Source organism: Micromonospora sp. NPDC047557, assembly GCF_043205095.1.
Lineage (GTDB): Bacteria > Actinomycetota > Actinomycetes > Mycobacteriales > Micromonosporaceae > Micromonospora.
Genome location: NZ_JBIDDK010000006.1, coordinates 28,831 through 43,178 on the forward strand (window position 1 = coordinate 28,831; position 14,348 = coordinate 43,178).

Genomic DNA, 14,348 nt, shown 5'->3' on the forward strand with positions numbered 1-14,348 from the left:
TCCCTGACACGGTGTCAGAGTCAAGCGTCGGGTGGGTGCTCAGCCGACGGGTGAGCGGCGGGGCGGGCGGGGCCCGACCAGTCGGCGGACCATCGGCGCGGCGTTCCACCTCGCCGCCCCGACCAGGTCGCGGGCGTGTTCCAGGACGGTGTAGTCGGGCCGGTTCATCCCGTCGGCGATGGCCCGGTCCAGGTCGTTGCCGCAGCGGCTGAGCACGGTGTCGAAGTCACGGCGGACCGGTTCCAGCAGGTCGTAGCCGAACGACCGGTGCATCCGGGCGAACAGCGGCTTGTAGAGCCGGACCCGCTCGTGCAGCCCGGAGGAGTACGACATGGGGTTCTTCGGCCGCCGCAGGACGTAGTCGGGCAGCACGTCGGCGAACGCCCGCCGCACGATCCACTTCTCCTGGCCGTCGCGCACCTTCAGGTCCAGGGGCAGACGCATCGCCAACTCCACCACGCTGAGGTCGAGGAACGGCACCCGCGCCTCCACCGCGTGCCCCATGGCGGTCCGGTCGACCCGCTGCAACTCGGTACGGCACAGGTTGCGGATGCGGTGCAGGAAGAGCCGACGCGACGCGATCGGGTCGACCTGGCGGTACATCGGGTACCCGCCGAACAGCTCGTCGGAGCCGTCGCCGGTGAGCACCACCTTCACGCCGAGCTCGCGCAGCCGCCGGAAGATCGGCACCGAGACGACGGCGTTGATGATGTCGCCGTACTCGGTCAGCTCGGAGATCCGGATGGCCTCGCGGACGTCGGCCAGCCGGATGTCGCGTGGGCGCAGCTCGACCACCACGTGCGGCACGTCGAGGTCGGCGGCGAGCCGCCGGGCGTACGCCACGTCGGGGCTGTCCGGCACGCCGACCGTCACCGCCACGCAGTCCGGGTGGATGTCCCGTACCTGCCGCAGCGTCAACGAGCTGTCCAGCCCGCCGGAGAGCACCACCCCGACGGTCAGATCGGTCTCCACCCGCATCCGGATGGCGTCGGTCAGGGCAGCCCGGACGAGCAGGGTGGCCTCGTCCGGGTCGTCGATGACCGGCAGACCCGCGCCGATGGTGAGCAGGTCGACGTACGGGCGCAGTCGCACGGGCCCGTCCGGCTCGGCCCAGCCGTGGTGTCCGGGCGGCACCTCGGCGACCGGGGCGTGGTGCCCGACGAGCGCCTTCACCTCGGAGGCGAGGTGCAGGCAGCCGGGTCGCCGGGACCAGTACAGCGGTTTCACCCCGAGCGGGTCGCGGGCCAGGTACGCCCGGCCGCTGGCGCGTTCGACGACCGCGAAGGCGTACTCGCCGCGCAGCCGCGTCACCGCCGACTCGCCCCACTGTTGGAACGCGGCCAGCAGCACCTCGGTGTCGCTGTCGGTGCGGAACACCTGCCCGAGCCGGGTGAGCTGCGCGCGCAACTCCCGGTGGTTGAAGATCTCGCCGTTGAAGCAGAGCAGCCAGCGCTCGTCGGTCGACGTCCAGGGCTGCACGGCCCGGTCGCGGTCGACGACGCGCAGTCGGCGGGTGCCGGCGAGCAGCCCTTGTTCCAAGCGGGTCTCGGTGACCTCGCCGCGCGGGGCGAGGACGGCGAGCATCCGCCGGAAGGTCGCCGGGTCGGCCTCGGGGCCGAGGCTCAACGCGATGCCACACACGGTCTCAGACCCCCATCTCGGCCTCGTAGGCCCGGCGCAGACGACGCCGGGCGGAGGGTGCGAGACACAGGTGCCAGGCCTGTCCCTCGTCGATCACGTTCAGCTCGCCGGCATCCTGGCGGGCCAACAGCAGCTCCGCGAGGGTGTCGCGTGCGCCGAACCGTTCGAACCAGGCCAGCTCGACGTCGGCCGAGTAGCCGAGGCAGTGCCCGCTGGGCAGCATGGCGGCGTAGCCCAGGCGACGCAGCCGGTACTGGTGCTCGGTGCTGCGCACGAGGCTGGTCACCCACAGCGGCGGGGTGGCCGGTGGCGTGGCGGCGGCGAACTCCCGGCCGAGTTCGTTGAGCAGGGCCACCACCTCCCGGCGGGCCCGACGGAACAGCAGCCCGGCGGTGCGCGGGCTCGCGTGGGGTAGCAGTCGCCGACGCAGTCCGCGCGCGGCGCGGCCCAGGACGGTGGAGGGTTGCTCCTGGTACCGGAAGCGCAGCAGGTCCCGGCGGCGCAGCCACTCCAGGTCGACGAGGTCGGCGCTGCCATTGACCTGTTCGTCGGTGACGAAGATCGGGGCGTCCTGCCACCACAGCACGTCGATGCGGGAGAGCAGGTAGATCCGGACCAGCGCGGTGAGGTCCCGCGCCGAGGTGCGTTCGTTCGGCTGGTAGCGGGCCATCTCCAGCAGCAACGTCTCGCGCGCGCCGAGCAGACCCTGCGGGGTGGCGTCGAGCACGGCTGCCAGGGCCGGCTCGCGCAGCCGCTCGTCGATGAGCACCTGGCGGGCCCGGGTGCTGGTGGCGTCGGCCAGGGCGCCCACCTCGACCAGCAGGTCGGCCACGGCCGCCCGGTAGGCGGCGAGGTCGGGCGCGGCGGCGGGCAGCCGGCGGGCGGCGGCGCTGGGTGGCCGGCGGCGGGCGGGGGCGGAGGGCGACGCGGGCGGTCCGGGCTGCTGCCCCGGACTACGGCTGGGCACTCGCATGACGGGGGTCCCTTCTCCGGCCACGGCGCTGGGTAAATCACCCTGAAACACACCGTAATCATCGGGACCGGCAGGGACCGAACAATCCTCCGATTTACCACCGAATGGACGCGACCACCACCGCAGGGCCGGCGGGACCCGTCAGTCGCCCGGCACCAGGTCCTGCACCTCGGCGTACGACGGCAGTCCCGGCGATGGGGTGAGCCCTCCCGCCCGGACGGCGTCGGCGGCGTCGATCGCGGCACCGAGCGCGGCTCGGAACAGCAGGGAGCCGGTGCTGACCCGGGCCACACCGGCCCGGCCAAGCTCGGTCAGCCCGGGCCCGCCCGGCTGGTACAGCGCGTTGACCGGTGCGTCGAGTCGCTCGGTGAGCAGGCGCAGCGTCGCCTCGTCGACGACGCCCGGCACGAAGATGCCGTCCGCGCCGGCCGCCCGGTAGGCGCGGGCGCGGGCGAGGGCCTGCGGCATCGGGTCAGCCAGGTCCAGCCACCACGGGTCGGTACGCGCGTTCACGAACAGGTCCGGCACCAACGCCTTCACCGACGCGATCTTCCGCGCGACGCACTCGGGATCGGCAAGCGTGCCGTCGGAGCGCCCGTCCTCCAGGTTGATCCCGACCACACCGAGGCCGGCCAACTCCGCCACGTACCCGGCGACCTGGGCCGGGTCGTCGCTGAAACCGGCCTCCACGTCGACGCTGAGCAGCACCGGCAACCGGGCCAGCCGGCGGGCCAGGGCCAGGGTCTCCTCGGCGGTGGCCGCCACGCCGTCGGGCAGGCCCGCGGTCGCGGCGACCCCGAGGCTGGTGGTGCCGACCGCCGGATGGCCACGCGCGGCGAGCGCCGCCGCCGAGGCGTGGTCCCAGGCGTTGGGCAACAGCAGGGGACGGCCGGTGTGGTGCAGGGCATGGAACGCGGCACGGCGCTCGTTCATCGGACGCTCACCTCCACGGTGGTCGGGACGCGCAGGGTCGGGTGCGGCTCGTGGCGCAGCGGAGTCGGGGTGCGCCGACAGCGTTTCCGCAGGACGTCGAGCACCCCGCTGGCCAGCGCGAGGGCATGCCGGTCACCGGGGCAGCCGCGCTCCCCCGCGCCGAAGGTGAGCAGACCGGCGCCCGGCCGGCCGGGTTGGAACGTCTCCGGCTCGGCGAACGCCCGCGGGTCACGGTTGGCCGCGTCGAAGCGCAGCAGCAACGGGCTGCCGGCCGGCAGGTCGCGTCCGCCCAGTCGTACCGCGTCGACGGTGACCCGTCGGGTGGCCCGGACCGGGGGGTCGAGGCGCAGCACCTCGGTCAGCAGGTCGGCGGTCGCCGCCGTGATCGGGACCGCCGGGCTCAGCAGGTGGTGGGCGGCGGCGCCGATCAGGCCGGCGGTCGCGTCGCACGCCTGGACCAGCAGACCGATGAGGTTCGCCCGTACCTCCAGCGGGGTCGGCGGGCAGAGCGCCAGCAGCGCCGCCACCGCCCGGTCGGCCCGCTCGGCCAGCGCCGGATCAACCCCCGGGTGGTACGCCGCGGCGACGACCGCGACCGCCGTCCCAGCGGCTGCCGGATCGACGAGACCGAGCTGGCCGGCCAGCACCCGCAGCGGCACCGGCCGGGCCAGTTCACGCATCACGTCAAGGTGGTCACCGGCTCGGTCGAGGAGGGCGACGGTCAGCCGGGCCGCCTCGTGCCGCAGCTCGTCCGGGTCCAGCCCGGCCAGCGCGGTCACCCCGATCGCGCGGCGCTCGGCGTGCCGCTGGGGCGGGCTGAACCTGCTCACCGAGGCGCGCAGCCAGGCGAGCGTGCCGGGCGGACCGCTGTCGACGGCCGGCACCCGGAACGCCGGGTCGGTCAGCGCCGCCCGGACGTCGGCGTGCCGGGTCACCCACCACCCGCTGCCCGGGTCGAAGGTGGGCGGGCCGCACGCCGGCGTTCCCGCAACGGGCGCGATGTCAGGCCAGCTGTCGATCATCGCCCGACCGTAGAACCCGAACCGTTCGCTCCCCACCGAACAGTCCCGCACCGCGTCGCACCGGACAGCATGCGCCCGCACCGGACAGCATCGTGCGCGATCCGGGATGTGCTGCCGTGCCGGAGCGCGGCGGCCGGCGGGTCAGGCTCGGCCGCTGGACGGCGGCGAGGGCGTGCCGGGAATGAGGGTGCTGACGGGCACGCCCAGGCTCTCGGCGAGGGCTGCGCGGCCCATCGGGGTGAGGCGTACCGCCCGGCCGGCGCCCGGGGTGATCCAGCCCAGCTCGGAGAACTGGTGACGGAGTGCCGCGCCGAGCGCTCCGGCGAGGTGCGAGCGGCGTTCGGTCCAGTCCAGGCAGTCGCGGACCACCGGTCGGCGGGCGGCGCGCAGCACGTCCACCGGTACGCCCAACTCGGTCACCCAGGCCCACCCGTCACGCGTCAGCGCCAACCCACTGGATCGGTCCAGCCGGCCGGCGGCCAGCAGTGCGTCGTACATCAGCACGCCCAGCCGACCGGCGAGGTGGTCGTAGCAGGTCCGGGCGTACGCCAGGGCGGCGGTGGCACGCGCCGCGCGCAGTGACGTGGTCGGCGCGGGCGGGGTCGGCGCGTGCCCGGCCAGGTCCTCGATCAGCTGGGCCACCGACGGTCCGGCCAGGCGCAGGTAGCGGTGCCGGCCCTGCCGTTCCTCGACGAGCAGCCCACCCCGGACCAGGCGGGTGAGGTGGTCGCTGGCTGTCGACGGGGCGACGCCGGCACGTCGGGCCAGCTCGCCGGCCGTCCAGGCCCGGCCGTCGAGCAGCGCCACGCAGATGCCCGCGCGGGTGCCGTCGGCCAGCAGGGCGGCCAACTCGGCCATGCCCCGGCCGTCGGTACCAGCACTCATCGACCCAGTCTAGGGAGGTGTCATCCCAAACTCTTTACAACGTTGTATCCAACGTTGTAAGAACGGAGGGCACACCGCCCACTCCCCCGAGGCAGGTCCACATGCGACATCTCCGCCGCGGCGGCGCGTTCGCCGCCGTGCTCGGTCTGCTCCTAGCCGTGCCCCCGTCCGCGTCGGCCGCCGGATCCGACGGCCCGTCCCGCTACCGCAATCCGATCTCCGCCGACGTGGGCGACACCTTCGCCGACCCCGTCATCGTCCGCGGCGACGACGGCTTCTGGTACGCCTACGGCACCACCGACCCGCTGCGCGAGGGCGAGGGCGTGTTCCACCGGGTGCCCACCGCCCGCTCGGCCGACCTGGTCGACTGGACGTACGTCGGCGACGCGTTCGGCCCCGACCAGCGCCCGTCCTACGCGGCGCCCGGCGCGGCGTACTGGGCGCCGGACGTCCGTCGCCTGGGCGACCGCTGGGTCATGTACGTGACGGTCACCGACACCACCGTCTCCACCGAGGGCAGCGACTACGCGATCGGGGCGGCCACCGCCCCCACCCCCGCCGGGCCGTGGACGTTCGCCGACGAGCCGGTCGTCGCCCCGCGCCCCGGCGGCGGTGGCGGCTGGCTGTGGACCATCGACCCGAGCCAGTTCACCGACGTCGACGGCCGCAGCTACCTCTACTACGGCAGCTACTACGGCGGCATCTCGGTCACCGAACTCAGCCCGGACGGCCTGCGCGCGGTCGGCGCCCCGACGCTGGTGGCGATCGACAACAAGTTCGAGGGCAGCTACGTGCTGCGCCACGACGGCTGGTACTACCTGTTCGCCTCCACCGCGAACTGCTGCGCCGGCCCGGCCACCGGCTACTCCGTCCAGGTCGGACGCGCGCGCAGCCCACGCGGCCCGTTCACCGACCGCGACGGCGTCGCCCTGACCGCGTCCCGGGCCGGGGGCACGCCGGTGCTCACCCAGAACGGCAACCGCTGGATCGGCACCGGGCACAACGGGTTCCTCACCGACCTGTCCGGCCAGGACTGGATCGTCTACCACGCGATCGACCGGGCCGACCCGTACCTCGACGAGCCCTTCGGCATCAACGAGCGCCCGATGCTGCTCGACCGGCTGGACTGGATCGACGGCTGGCCGACGGTCAACGCCGGCGCGGGCCCGTCCGAGGGCACCCGACCCGCACCGATCACCACCGGCCGTGTCGACGAACGCTTCGACACCGCGAGCCTCGCCGGCTGGCAGCGCGCCGGCCAGTGGCAGGTCACCGACGGCCGGCTCAGCGGCAGCGGCGCGCTCACCAGCCGTACCACCGTCGGCGGGGACGTGCGCGCGGAGGCCGACCTGCGGCTCACCGGCGCGACCAGCGCCGGGGTCACCCTCGGCGATCAGGTCGAGGTCCGGGTGGACGCCGCCGCCGGCCGGCTGGTCGCCCGCGACGGCCGCCGCCAGGCCAGCGCGCCGCTGCCCGCCGGGCTCGACCTGGGCGATCGACACAACCTGGCCATCGAGGTACGCGGACAGCAGCTCGTCGCCGAGCTGAGCCCCGCCCGCCTCGGTGACCAGCTCGCCGTGGTGTCCCTGCGGCTGGACCGCCCGGTCACCGGCCGCCCCGGGCTGACGGCCGCCGGCGGCACGGCCGAGTTCGACAACGTCAGCGTGGCGCGGCTGTACCAGCCGGCCAGGCGGGCCGTGCCCGAGCCCCGGGTCGGTGCGCCGCTGCCGGCGTACTCCGACGAGTTCGACGGCGGGCTCGACGGCGACTGGCAGTGGGTACGCGCGGACCCGGCGGCCACCGTCGCCGACGGGGCGCTGCGCTGGCCCGTGCAGTCCGCCGACCTGACCGGCACCGGCAACACGGCCGGCGTGCTGCTGCGCGGCGCTCCGAGGGGTGACTACGTCGTCGAGACGAAGGTGACATTGGACCTGGGCGAGGAGACGGTCCGCAACTACCAGCAGGCCGGCCTGGTCGCCTACGTCGACGACGACCGGTTCGCCCGGCTGACCCAGGTGGCGATCTGGAACACCCGGCAGGTCGAGTACGGCTACGAGCTGCCCTTCGCCGGCCAGCCGGTGTACGGCGGCAGCATCGTCGGCACGCCGGCCACCACCACCTGGCTACGTTTGGCGCACCACGTCGACCGGGCCACCGGGGAGCACGAGTTCCGGGCCGGCTCCAGCCGGGACGGGCGTACCTGGACGTGGGGTGCGGTGTGGACGTTCCCGGCCGACACCACCCCCCGGATCGGGCTGGTCGCGCACGGCGGCGCCGAGCCGGCGGTCACCGCCGAATTCGACTACCTGCGCTTCTACCGCTGACGCAACGGCCTGGTCGGCCGCACGCGGCATAGCCGCGGCGATCGGTGGCGGCTCAGCAGTGCGACCCTCGGCGTGTCGGACTGCTCAGCTGCCACCGATCGCGCTCATCCGAGCGATGTCACCGTCCGGTCCGTACCGTCGTAGCTGCGGGCGGCGACGAACGAGCCCGTCGGGCGCTGCCCACCGGTCACGGCGCGGGCCATCCGCAGGTCCGCGTCGCGGAACCGCAGCGCCAGGCTGAGGTGCGGCACCCACGCTCCCGGGGCGTGCCAGGGACGGTGCCCGTCGGCCTGGTCGAGGACGTCCCAGACGGCGGCGTGCAGCGCAGTCAACGCCGGCGTGGGCCGTACGAGCCAGACCAGCGGGGCGCTGCCGTCGAGGACGACGACCCGGTCGAGCGTCACCGGCACCGGCAGCGCGGCGTCGAACAACTCGGCCAGGCGGTGCTCGACACCGGACGGGAAATCGTCCACGGCCGCCATGGTCAGATGCGGCCGATTCGTCGGGTGGATGTTGCGGGCCAGGCTGGGCAGCCCGGCGGCCGCCAACCGACCCCAGGCCGTCCGGATCGCGGCGTCCAACCCGGGCGAGCAGACCAATTCCACCGTACGCACGCAGACACGCTAGCCCGAACGCGTCACCGGTCCCGGCCGTACAGGTGACTGGCCCCGCCGGCGGCCGTCGCGTTGACCGCGCCCGTGACCCGCGCCCGGATCGTCAGGTCGAACGCGGCGACGGCGGTGATGGTCGCCGCGCCCAGCAGACCCACCGCCAGTGGCGGGAGTTGTGCCGCCACCGGGCTCACGATCAGGCAGCCCACCACAGCCGTGAGGCAGTACTTGGTCAACTGGCCGAATACCCATGCCTCGAAGATCAGCCGCCCGACGAGGAAGAGCAGCGGACCGACCAGGATCGCGACCACGTCACCGGCCGACCTCTGCCCGCCGGGCGCCCTCAGCATCAGCTCCCCGCCGATGCCGGTGAGCAGGATTCCCGCCACCATCAGCAGGTGGGTGTAACCGGCCCGCAGGTTGACCCGGTACGGGTCGGTGGACTCGTTGATCTTCACGGCGAGGTTGCTCGTCGTTCGATAGAAGTAGGTCCACCAGAGGAAGACGACAGTCCAGAAGGTGATCAGGAAGGCAGCGGTGTCCGCCACGTCCCGCGACGACTCCCGGTAGAAGTTGCCGGTGGCCAGGATCGTCTCGCCGAGAGCCAGGATGATGAACTGGCGGTACCGCTCGGCCAGATGTTCGCCCGACAGGCGCCACTCCGCAGCCCTGGCCCGGCCGAGCCGCGGGAGACGCCACCGCAACGCCGGCGCCGAGTAGTCGATCGCCAGGGCGCATGCCCACCACAGCGTGCGCGTGTGGCCGCTGGACGCGGCCCCGACGAACCAGATCGTCCCGGAGATCAGATACCAGATCACCCCCCGGACCGGCCGGCGCCAGGCAGGGGTGCCGCGCAGGTAGAAGGCCATGACCAGGGTACGGCCCAGGTGGATCCCGAGGTACGCGGCCGCGAAGACGAAGCCCTGTTTGCCGAACGCGTCCGGGACGTTGATGGACATCAGCAGGCTGCCGAGCATCACGCAGATGATCAGGACCTGCACCGTGGGGCGTTCGCAGTCGAGGCTGTCGGTGGCGAGGTTGGTGTTGTACCAGATCCACCAGAAGGCGAGCAGGAAGATCACGGCCTGCGCGCCGGCAATCCAGCTCGGCTCCTCGGCCAGGGTCGCCGACAGGCGGCCGAGGGTGAAGATGAAGACGAGGTCGAAGAACAGTTCGACGGCGCTCGCGCGCACCGGGTTGACCGGACCCGCCGCCACCTTCCTGCGCATCAAGCCATCATTGCATCCAATTCGGACACAAAAGCCTGACTTGTCCCATCGGTCAGCGCTGGGCCCGCGCGAAGGCGATGAAGCCCTGCCACGCCTGGGGCTCGAAGGTCAACGTCCCACCGTCACGGTCCTTCGTATCCCGAACCAGAACGACCCCCGGCAGATTGTCGGCGACCTCCACACAGGCCCCGCCGTTGTTGCCGCTCTTGGTGCTCTTACGCCACTGCGCACCGATCAGGTCCATGAGGATGCCGCTTCCCTGAGCAGGTCTAGGGACTGTCCGCGCGAGAGAGCCTCCCCGCGAATGCGTTCCCATCGTCGGTCAAGGGTAGCAATTTCTGCCTGCTGCTCAGATATTTGCGCCTGCGCCTGTCCGTCGATGTGGGCGACGCGTCCGCCGCCTTCCAATTCGGCGAGGATGAACGGACCACCCAGGCCCGGGTACATGCCGACCACGGTCGGCACCACATAGACCTGCACCGACGGGAGCTGAGCGCACGCCACGAGATGCTCGCACTGGTCGCGCATCAGATCCCGGTCACCGTACGCCGACCGCCGCACAATGGCCTCGTCCAGCACCGCGATCAGCAGGGGTGGCCGGTCGCGGTGGAGGATGCCCTGCCGTCCGAGACGGGCCTGCACAAGATGATCGACGTCCTCGTTGGACAACGATTCCCCGGCCAGAGTCGCCCGTGCGTATGCCTCCGTCTGCAAGAGGCCGGGCACCCAGGCCAGCTCGTACCAGCGCAGAGCGACGGCCTCACGTTCAATGTCGGCCCATGGCCGGAACCAGGCTGGTTCGCGGCGCTTCAGGACGTCCGGCCACAATTCTGTTACCTCTCGGCCGAGGATCGCCGCGACCTGGGCGCGGTGTCGGGTCTGCGGGATCCGTCCGGGGTTTGCCCAGCGGGCGGCAGTCTTCGGGTCGACGCCAGTCTGAGCGGCGAGGGAGTCGGCCGTCTCACCGCACTGGGTCATGGCCTCCACGACCGCGTGGTTCATCCGCTGTCCTCCCAGGATATCCCGAACGTCCTACCGCCATAGTGCAACGCAGTGTAGTTGAGCCGCAACAGTCGGCAGGGTGTTGGGTGAACGGCGCGGCCGGCAGGGACCCGAGACCTGGCGGACGCGTTCGCAACGGAGCCGTCCCTGGGGATGACGCTCAGGGGCGGCTCCCTCCACCTCGGAAGGAGCGCGACGTGTCGGAGGATGTCGCGGCGAGTGCCCGCACGATCAGGGTCGGGGACGTTCTGTACCTGACCCGTGCCGCCAGTCCGCAGTTCGTCCGCCCGCTGACCCTGCGGGTCGTACGCGAGTTGACCGACCGCCACACCTATCACGGGTGGACGTGGGTCGAGGGGTACGAGCTGGGTCGCGGCGGCCTGGCCGTGGCGAAGCGGGAGGTGTTCGTCCTCCGCGACGGGCTGCGGTGGCTGTCCGTGGGGCCCGAGCGCCGCCCGGCTCGGGGGCCGGCGCGGACGGGAGCGTCCGGGTGAGGCGGCGCGGCCTTCCCCACCTGCCGACCCGTCCCACCTGGCGGTGCCAGTCGTGCGGGATCGCCTGGCCCTGCTCGGCGGCGAAGCTGAGTCTCCTCGGCGAGTACCGCGAGAACCGAGCGGCCCTGCTGGTCCACCTGACAGCCCTGAGGGACGAGGCCGCCGAGCATCATTCCGGCATGTCCACGCCAGACCTCGACGATCGGTTCGTCGCCTGGGCGCGTTGCCGGTAGCCGAGCCTTTCGAAGGCCCGGTGTTGCGTGGGGTGAAGCAGAGCAAAGGGGTGACGACAGGTCAGAGCCAGCCGTTGTCCCGGGCGGTCCGTACCGCCTCGGCACGGTCGGTCGCGCCGAGCTTCTGCACGGCGGCGGAGAGATGGTTGCGTACGGTGCCGGTGGACAGGTGCACCCGGCGGGCGATCACGGCGACCGGTGCGCCGAACTCGGCCAGCCGCAGCGTCTCCAGTTCGCGGGGTGTCAGCGGGCACGCCGGCAGCGTCAACGCGTCGGCGGCCAGGGACGGGTCGACGTACCGGCCGCCGGCATGGACCCGGCGGATCACGTCGGCCAGCGCGCCACCGGGCGAGCCCTTGGGCAGGAAGCCTCGGGCGCCGGCGGTCAGTGCCTGGCGCAGGTGACCCGGCCGGCCGTGTCCGGTGAGGACCACCACCGCACACTCGGGCCGCGCTCGGGCCAGTTCGGCGGCGACCGCGATGCCGTCCAGGCCGGGCATCTCCAGGTCCACGACGGCCACGTCCGGGCGGTGCGCGAGCGTCGCCGTGACCGCCGTCGGCCCGTCGGCGGCGTGTGCCACCACCTCGATGTCCGGCTCCAGACCGAGCAGCGCGCCGACGGCGACGCGGATCAGGTCCTCGTCGTCGGCGAGCAGGACGCGGATCACGTCGCCACCGGCACGGTGGCGACGAGCGTGAACACGGCGTCCTCCCGGCGTACCCGCAGCTCACCGCCGGCGGCGGCGAGCCGGTCGGCCAGGCCGCGCAGGCCGTGGCTGTGCGCGTCCGGGCCCCGGTCGTCGGCTCCGTCGTTGGCCACCGTCATCCTGGCCACGTCGTCCTCCCGGTCGATGTGGATCCGGCACCAGTCGGCCCGGCTGTGCCGCAACACGTTCGTGCCGGCCTCACGCAACACCGCCGCCAGTTCGGTGGCGGCGGACTGCGGCAGGTCCGCCGGCGGCGGACCGACCGTGCACCGTACGCCGCAGGACCGCAGCACCCCCACGATCGCGGTGAGCTGTTCGTCGAGGTCGACAACGCGGTAGCCGTGCACGGTCTCGCGTACCTCGTTCAGCGCGGACGCGGCGAGTCGCTGCACCTCGGCGGCCTCCCGACCGGCCCGCTGTGGGTCGACCGGGGCGAGCCGGGCGGCGAGTTCGGCCTTCAGGGCGATCACCGTGAGACGGTGACCCAGCACGTCGTGCACGTCGCGGGCGAAGCGCAGCCGCTCCTCGGCGGCGGCCAGCCGGGCCTGCGCCGCCTGGCCCTGCCGGGCGTCCACCAGGAGGTCCCAGAACCAGACCTGCAAGCCGTTGACGGCCGCAACGGCCACCCCGATCCCACCGGTCACCGCCAGATAGCGGGCGACCGAACCACCGGTCCACCCGGCGACCGCCACCGACACCAGCAGGACCGCGGCCGCCACCGCGAGCGCGGCCGGTGGCCGGACGAGCAGCGGCGCCATGCCGATCAGCGCCGCCCCGAGCCAGGCCCAGGTCGGCCAGGCGCCGGCCGCCACCGGCCCCACCAGCGGAACGGTCAGCACCGCCGCCCCGGCCAGACCCAGGTGGGCGCGGCGACGCCAGCGCGGGTCGAGCCACGGCGTCACGGCCGCGTACAGCACGGCGGTCTGGGCGATCACGAAGGCGAGGATGCCGACCGCGCCGAGCGCCACCCGGCCCGGATCGGGCTCGCGGGTCAGCCCGACCGCCGGCAGCAGCACGCTCGCCCACACACCGGTGGCGAGCGACAGCAGCGTCGCCTGCCGGGCCCGGCGCAGCCGGCGGTCCGCCCGGGGAGTCACCGCCTCGCTCGCCACGCGTCGATCCTAGGACCGCCGCACGCACGCTCCACCCCTGCGAGATGTCACGGTCGGACCGCGCGCTTCGCACGGATTTCCCGTGATGGACGAACCTGCCCACCGCGCCGGAGCGCCGGCAGGGTCAACGGCATGGAGAAGACACGGATGTACCCGGACCACGCTCCCTCCGTACCGCAGCCCGGGTCGCTGCCGGGCGACTGCCCGGCACCCGCCGGCGCGACGCCCTCGGACGCGGCGCGGGTCGGCGGCACACGACGGCTGCTGTGGCATCTGGGCGAGATGGCGCTCGCGATGCTCGCCGGGATGGTGCTGCTCGGCCCGCTGTGGCACACGGCCGGCACCCTGTTCGGGGCCGGCCGGGCGCTGGGCCGCCCCGAGGTGGCGGCGCTGGTGATGGCCACCAACATGACCCTCGGCATGACGGCGTGGATGCGTTACCGGGCACACCGCTGGGGCGGGGTCGTCGAGATGGCCGCCGCGATGTACGTCCCGTTCCTGCTGCTGCTCCTGCCGTTCTGGGCCGGCCTGCTGGACGGCGACGCGCTGATGGTCGGCGGGCACCTGCTGATGGTGCCGGCCATGGTGCTGGTAGCGGTGCGACACCGGCACGAGACACCGGCGGCGGTACGCCGACACCCGGCGGCGCTGGCGCTGGCCCGCCGCTGGCCGAGCGGGCTGGCGCTGCTGGTGACCGTGGACATGTGGGTCGACCCGACGATGCTCAGCCCGTGGACGTTGCTGGTGCTGCCCGGCGGATACCTGCTGATCGGTGTGGTGCGGCGCACGCTGCGCGGGCCGGGCGTGCTCGCCAGCCAGCTGGCCGGTCTGGCCGTCTGGGTCGCCCTGACGGTGATCGCGATCTTGGCCGGTGGGCGGACGGCCGCGTGGCTGGTGGCGTTCGGTTGGCTGGCGCACGCCGGCTGGGACGTGGTGCACCACCGCAGCGGCCGGGTGGTGCCCCGCGGCTACGCGGAGTTCTGAGGGGTCCTGGACACGGCACTGGCCGGCATCATGATCCTCGCGATCCTCACCACCGATGCCTGACACGCCCACGCCGCTCGTGATCCACACAGGTTCGGGGAAAGTGCTGCTTCGGGCGTCGCGGAGGCAGCAATTTCCCCGAAGTTGCGCGGATCTTGAGGGGCGCACGCGCTCTTGTGCCGGTCGGCTCAGCGCCCGC

The 14,348-nt window shown here is 73.2% G+C and carries 14 protein-coding genes; 3 read left to right on the forward strand and 11 right to left on the reverse strand.

Annotated elements, in window-relative coordinates; translation table 11 throughout:
* Positions 1–39 precede the first annotated feature (39 nt).
* The 5 genes from ACGGAQ_RS16485 to ACGGAQ_RS16505 all read right to left on the reverse strand — a co-directional run bounded on the left by ACGGAQ_RS16485 (position 40) and on the right by ACGGAQ_RS16505 (position 5,454).
* On the reverse strand, positions 40–1,641 hold the full coding sequence (locus tag ACGGAQ_RS16485) for an asparagine synthetase B family protein (protein WP_393049734.1): 1,602 nt from the start codon (positions 1,639–1,641) through the stop codon (positions 40–42).
* A 4-nt stretch (positions 1,642–1,645) separates the two neighbouring features.
* On the reverse strand, positions 1,646–2,614 hold the full coding sequence (locus ACGGAQ_RS16490) for a hypothetical protein (protein WP_393049736.1): 969 nt from the start codon (positions 2,612–2,614) through the stop codon (positions 1,646–1,648).
* Between the two features lie 141 nt (positions 2,615–2,755).
* Positions 2,756–3,547 carry an isocitrate lyase/phosphoenolpyruvate mutase family protein gene (locus ACGGAQ_RS16495; RefSeq protein WP_393049738.1) on the reverse strand — a complete coding sequence of 264 codons (792 nt, stop codon included), beginning with the start codon at positions 3,545–3,547 and terminating at the stop codon, positions 2,756–2,758.
* Entirely contained in the window at positions 3,544–4,569 is a 1,026-nt protein-coding gene (locus ACGGAQ_RS16500) for a cytochrome P450 (protein ID WP_393049740.1), read from the reverse strand. Before ACGGAQ_RS16500 ends, ACGGAQ_RS16495 begins: the two co-directional genes overlap by 4 nt.
* A gap of 141 nt (positions 4,570–4,710) precedes the next feature.
* Positions 4,711–5,454, reverse strand: coding sequence for an ArsR/SmtB family transcription factor (locus ACGGAQ_RS16505; protein ID WP_393049743.1), 744 nt, complete (start codon positions 5,452–5,454; stop codon positions 4,711–4,713).
* 101 nt (positions 5,455–5,555) lie between these two features.
* Here ACGGAQ_RS16505 and ACGGAQ_RS16510 point away from each other — a divergent pair, with 101 nt between their 5' ends.
* Positions 5,556–7,778, forward strand: coding sequence for a family 43 glycosylhydrolase (locus tag ACGGAQ_RS16510; RefSeq protein WP_393049746.1), 2,223 nt, complete (start codon positions 5,556–5,558; stop codon positions 7,776–7,778).
* 104 nt (positions 7,779–7,882) lie between these two features.
* On the opposite strand, the gene ACGGAQ_RS16515 is transcribed toward ACGGAQ_RS16510, so the two are convergent.
* The 4 genes from ACGGAQ_RS16515 to ACGGAQ_RS16530 are packed head-to-tail and all read right to left on the reverse strand — an operon-like array spanning position 7,883 to position 10,620.
* Positions 7,883–8,392, reverse strand: a complete 510-nt coding sequence (locus tag ACGGAQ_RS16515) for a 2'-5' RNA ligase family protein (protein ID WP_393049749.1) — start codon at positions 8,390–8,392, stop codon at positions 7,883–7,885.
* Positions 8,393–8,415: 23 nt separating this feature from the next.
* Positions 8,416–9,618 (reverse strand): low temperature requirement protein A, encoded by a 1,203-nt coding sequence (locus tag ACGGAQ_RS16520; protein ID WP_393049751.1) that lies wholly within the window; start codon positions 9,616–9,618, stop codon positions 8,416–8,418.
* A 52-nt stretch (positions 9,619–9,670) separates the two neighbouring features.
* Positions 9,671–9,856: a DUF397 domain-containing protein gene (locus tag ACGGAQ_RS16525; RefSeq protein WP_393050400.1), complete on the reverse strand. Its 186-nt coding sequence runs from the start codon at positions 9,854–9,856 to the stop codon at positions 9,671–9,673.
* On the reverse strand, positions 9,853–10,620 hold the full coding sequence (locus ACGGAQ_RS16530; RefSeq protein ID WP_393049753.1) for a DUF5753 domain-containing protein: 768 nt from the start codon (positions 10,618–10,620) through the stop codon (positions 9,853–9,855). Before ACGGAQ_RS16530 ends, ACGGAQ_RS16525 begins: the two co-directional genes overlap by 4 nt.
* Before the next feature lie 197 nt (positions 10,621–10,817).
* On the opposite strand from ACGGAQ_RS16530, the gene ACGGAQ_RS16535 reads away from it, so the two are divergent.
* Positions 10,818–11,114 carry a hypothetical protein gene (locus ACGGAQ_RS16535; protein WP_393049756.1) on the forward strand — a complete coding sequence of 99 codons (297 nt, stop codon included), beginning with the start codon at positions 10,818–10,820 and terminating at the stop codon, positions 11,112–11,114.
* A 294-nt stretch (positions 11,115–11,408) separates the two neighbouring features.
* On the opposite strand, the gene ACGGAQ_RS16540 is transcribed toward ACGGAQ_RS16535, so the two are convergent.
* Positions 11,409–12,014, reverse strand: coding sequence for a response regulator transcription factor (locus tag ACGGAQ_RS16540; protein ID WP_354858967.1), 606 nt, complete (start codon positions 12,012–12,014; stop codon positions 11,409–11,411).
* Positions 12,011–13,165, reverse strand: coding sequence for a sensor histidine kinase (locus ACGGAQ_RS16545; RefSeq protein WP_393049759.1), 1,155 nt, complete (start codon positions 13,163–13,165; stop codon positions 12,011–12,013). The genes ACGGAQ_RS16540 and ACGGAQ_RS16545 overlap by 4 nt, the downstream gene beginning before the upstream one ends.
* 132 nt (positions 13,166–13,297) lie before the next feature.
* Here ACGGAQ_RS16545 and ACGGAQ_RS16550 point away from each other — a divergent pair, with 132 nt between their 5' ends.
* On the forward strand, positions 13,298–14,149 hold the full coding sequence (locus ACGGAQ_RS16550; protein ID WP_393049761.1) for a hypothetical protein: 852 nt from the start codon (positions 13,298–13,300) through the stop codon (positions 14,147–14,149).
* Positions 14,150–14,348: the final 199 nt, after the last annotated feature.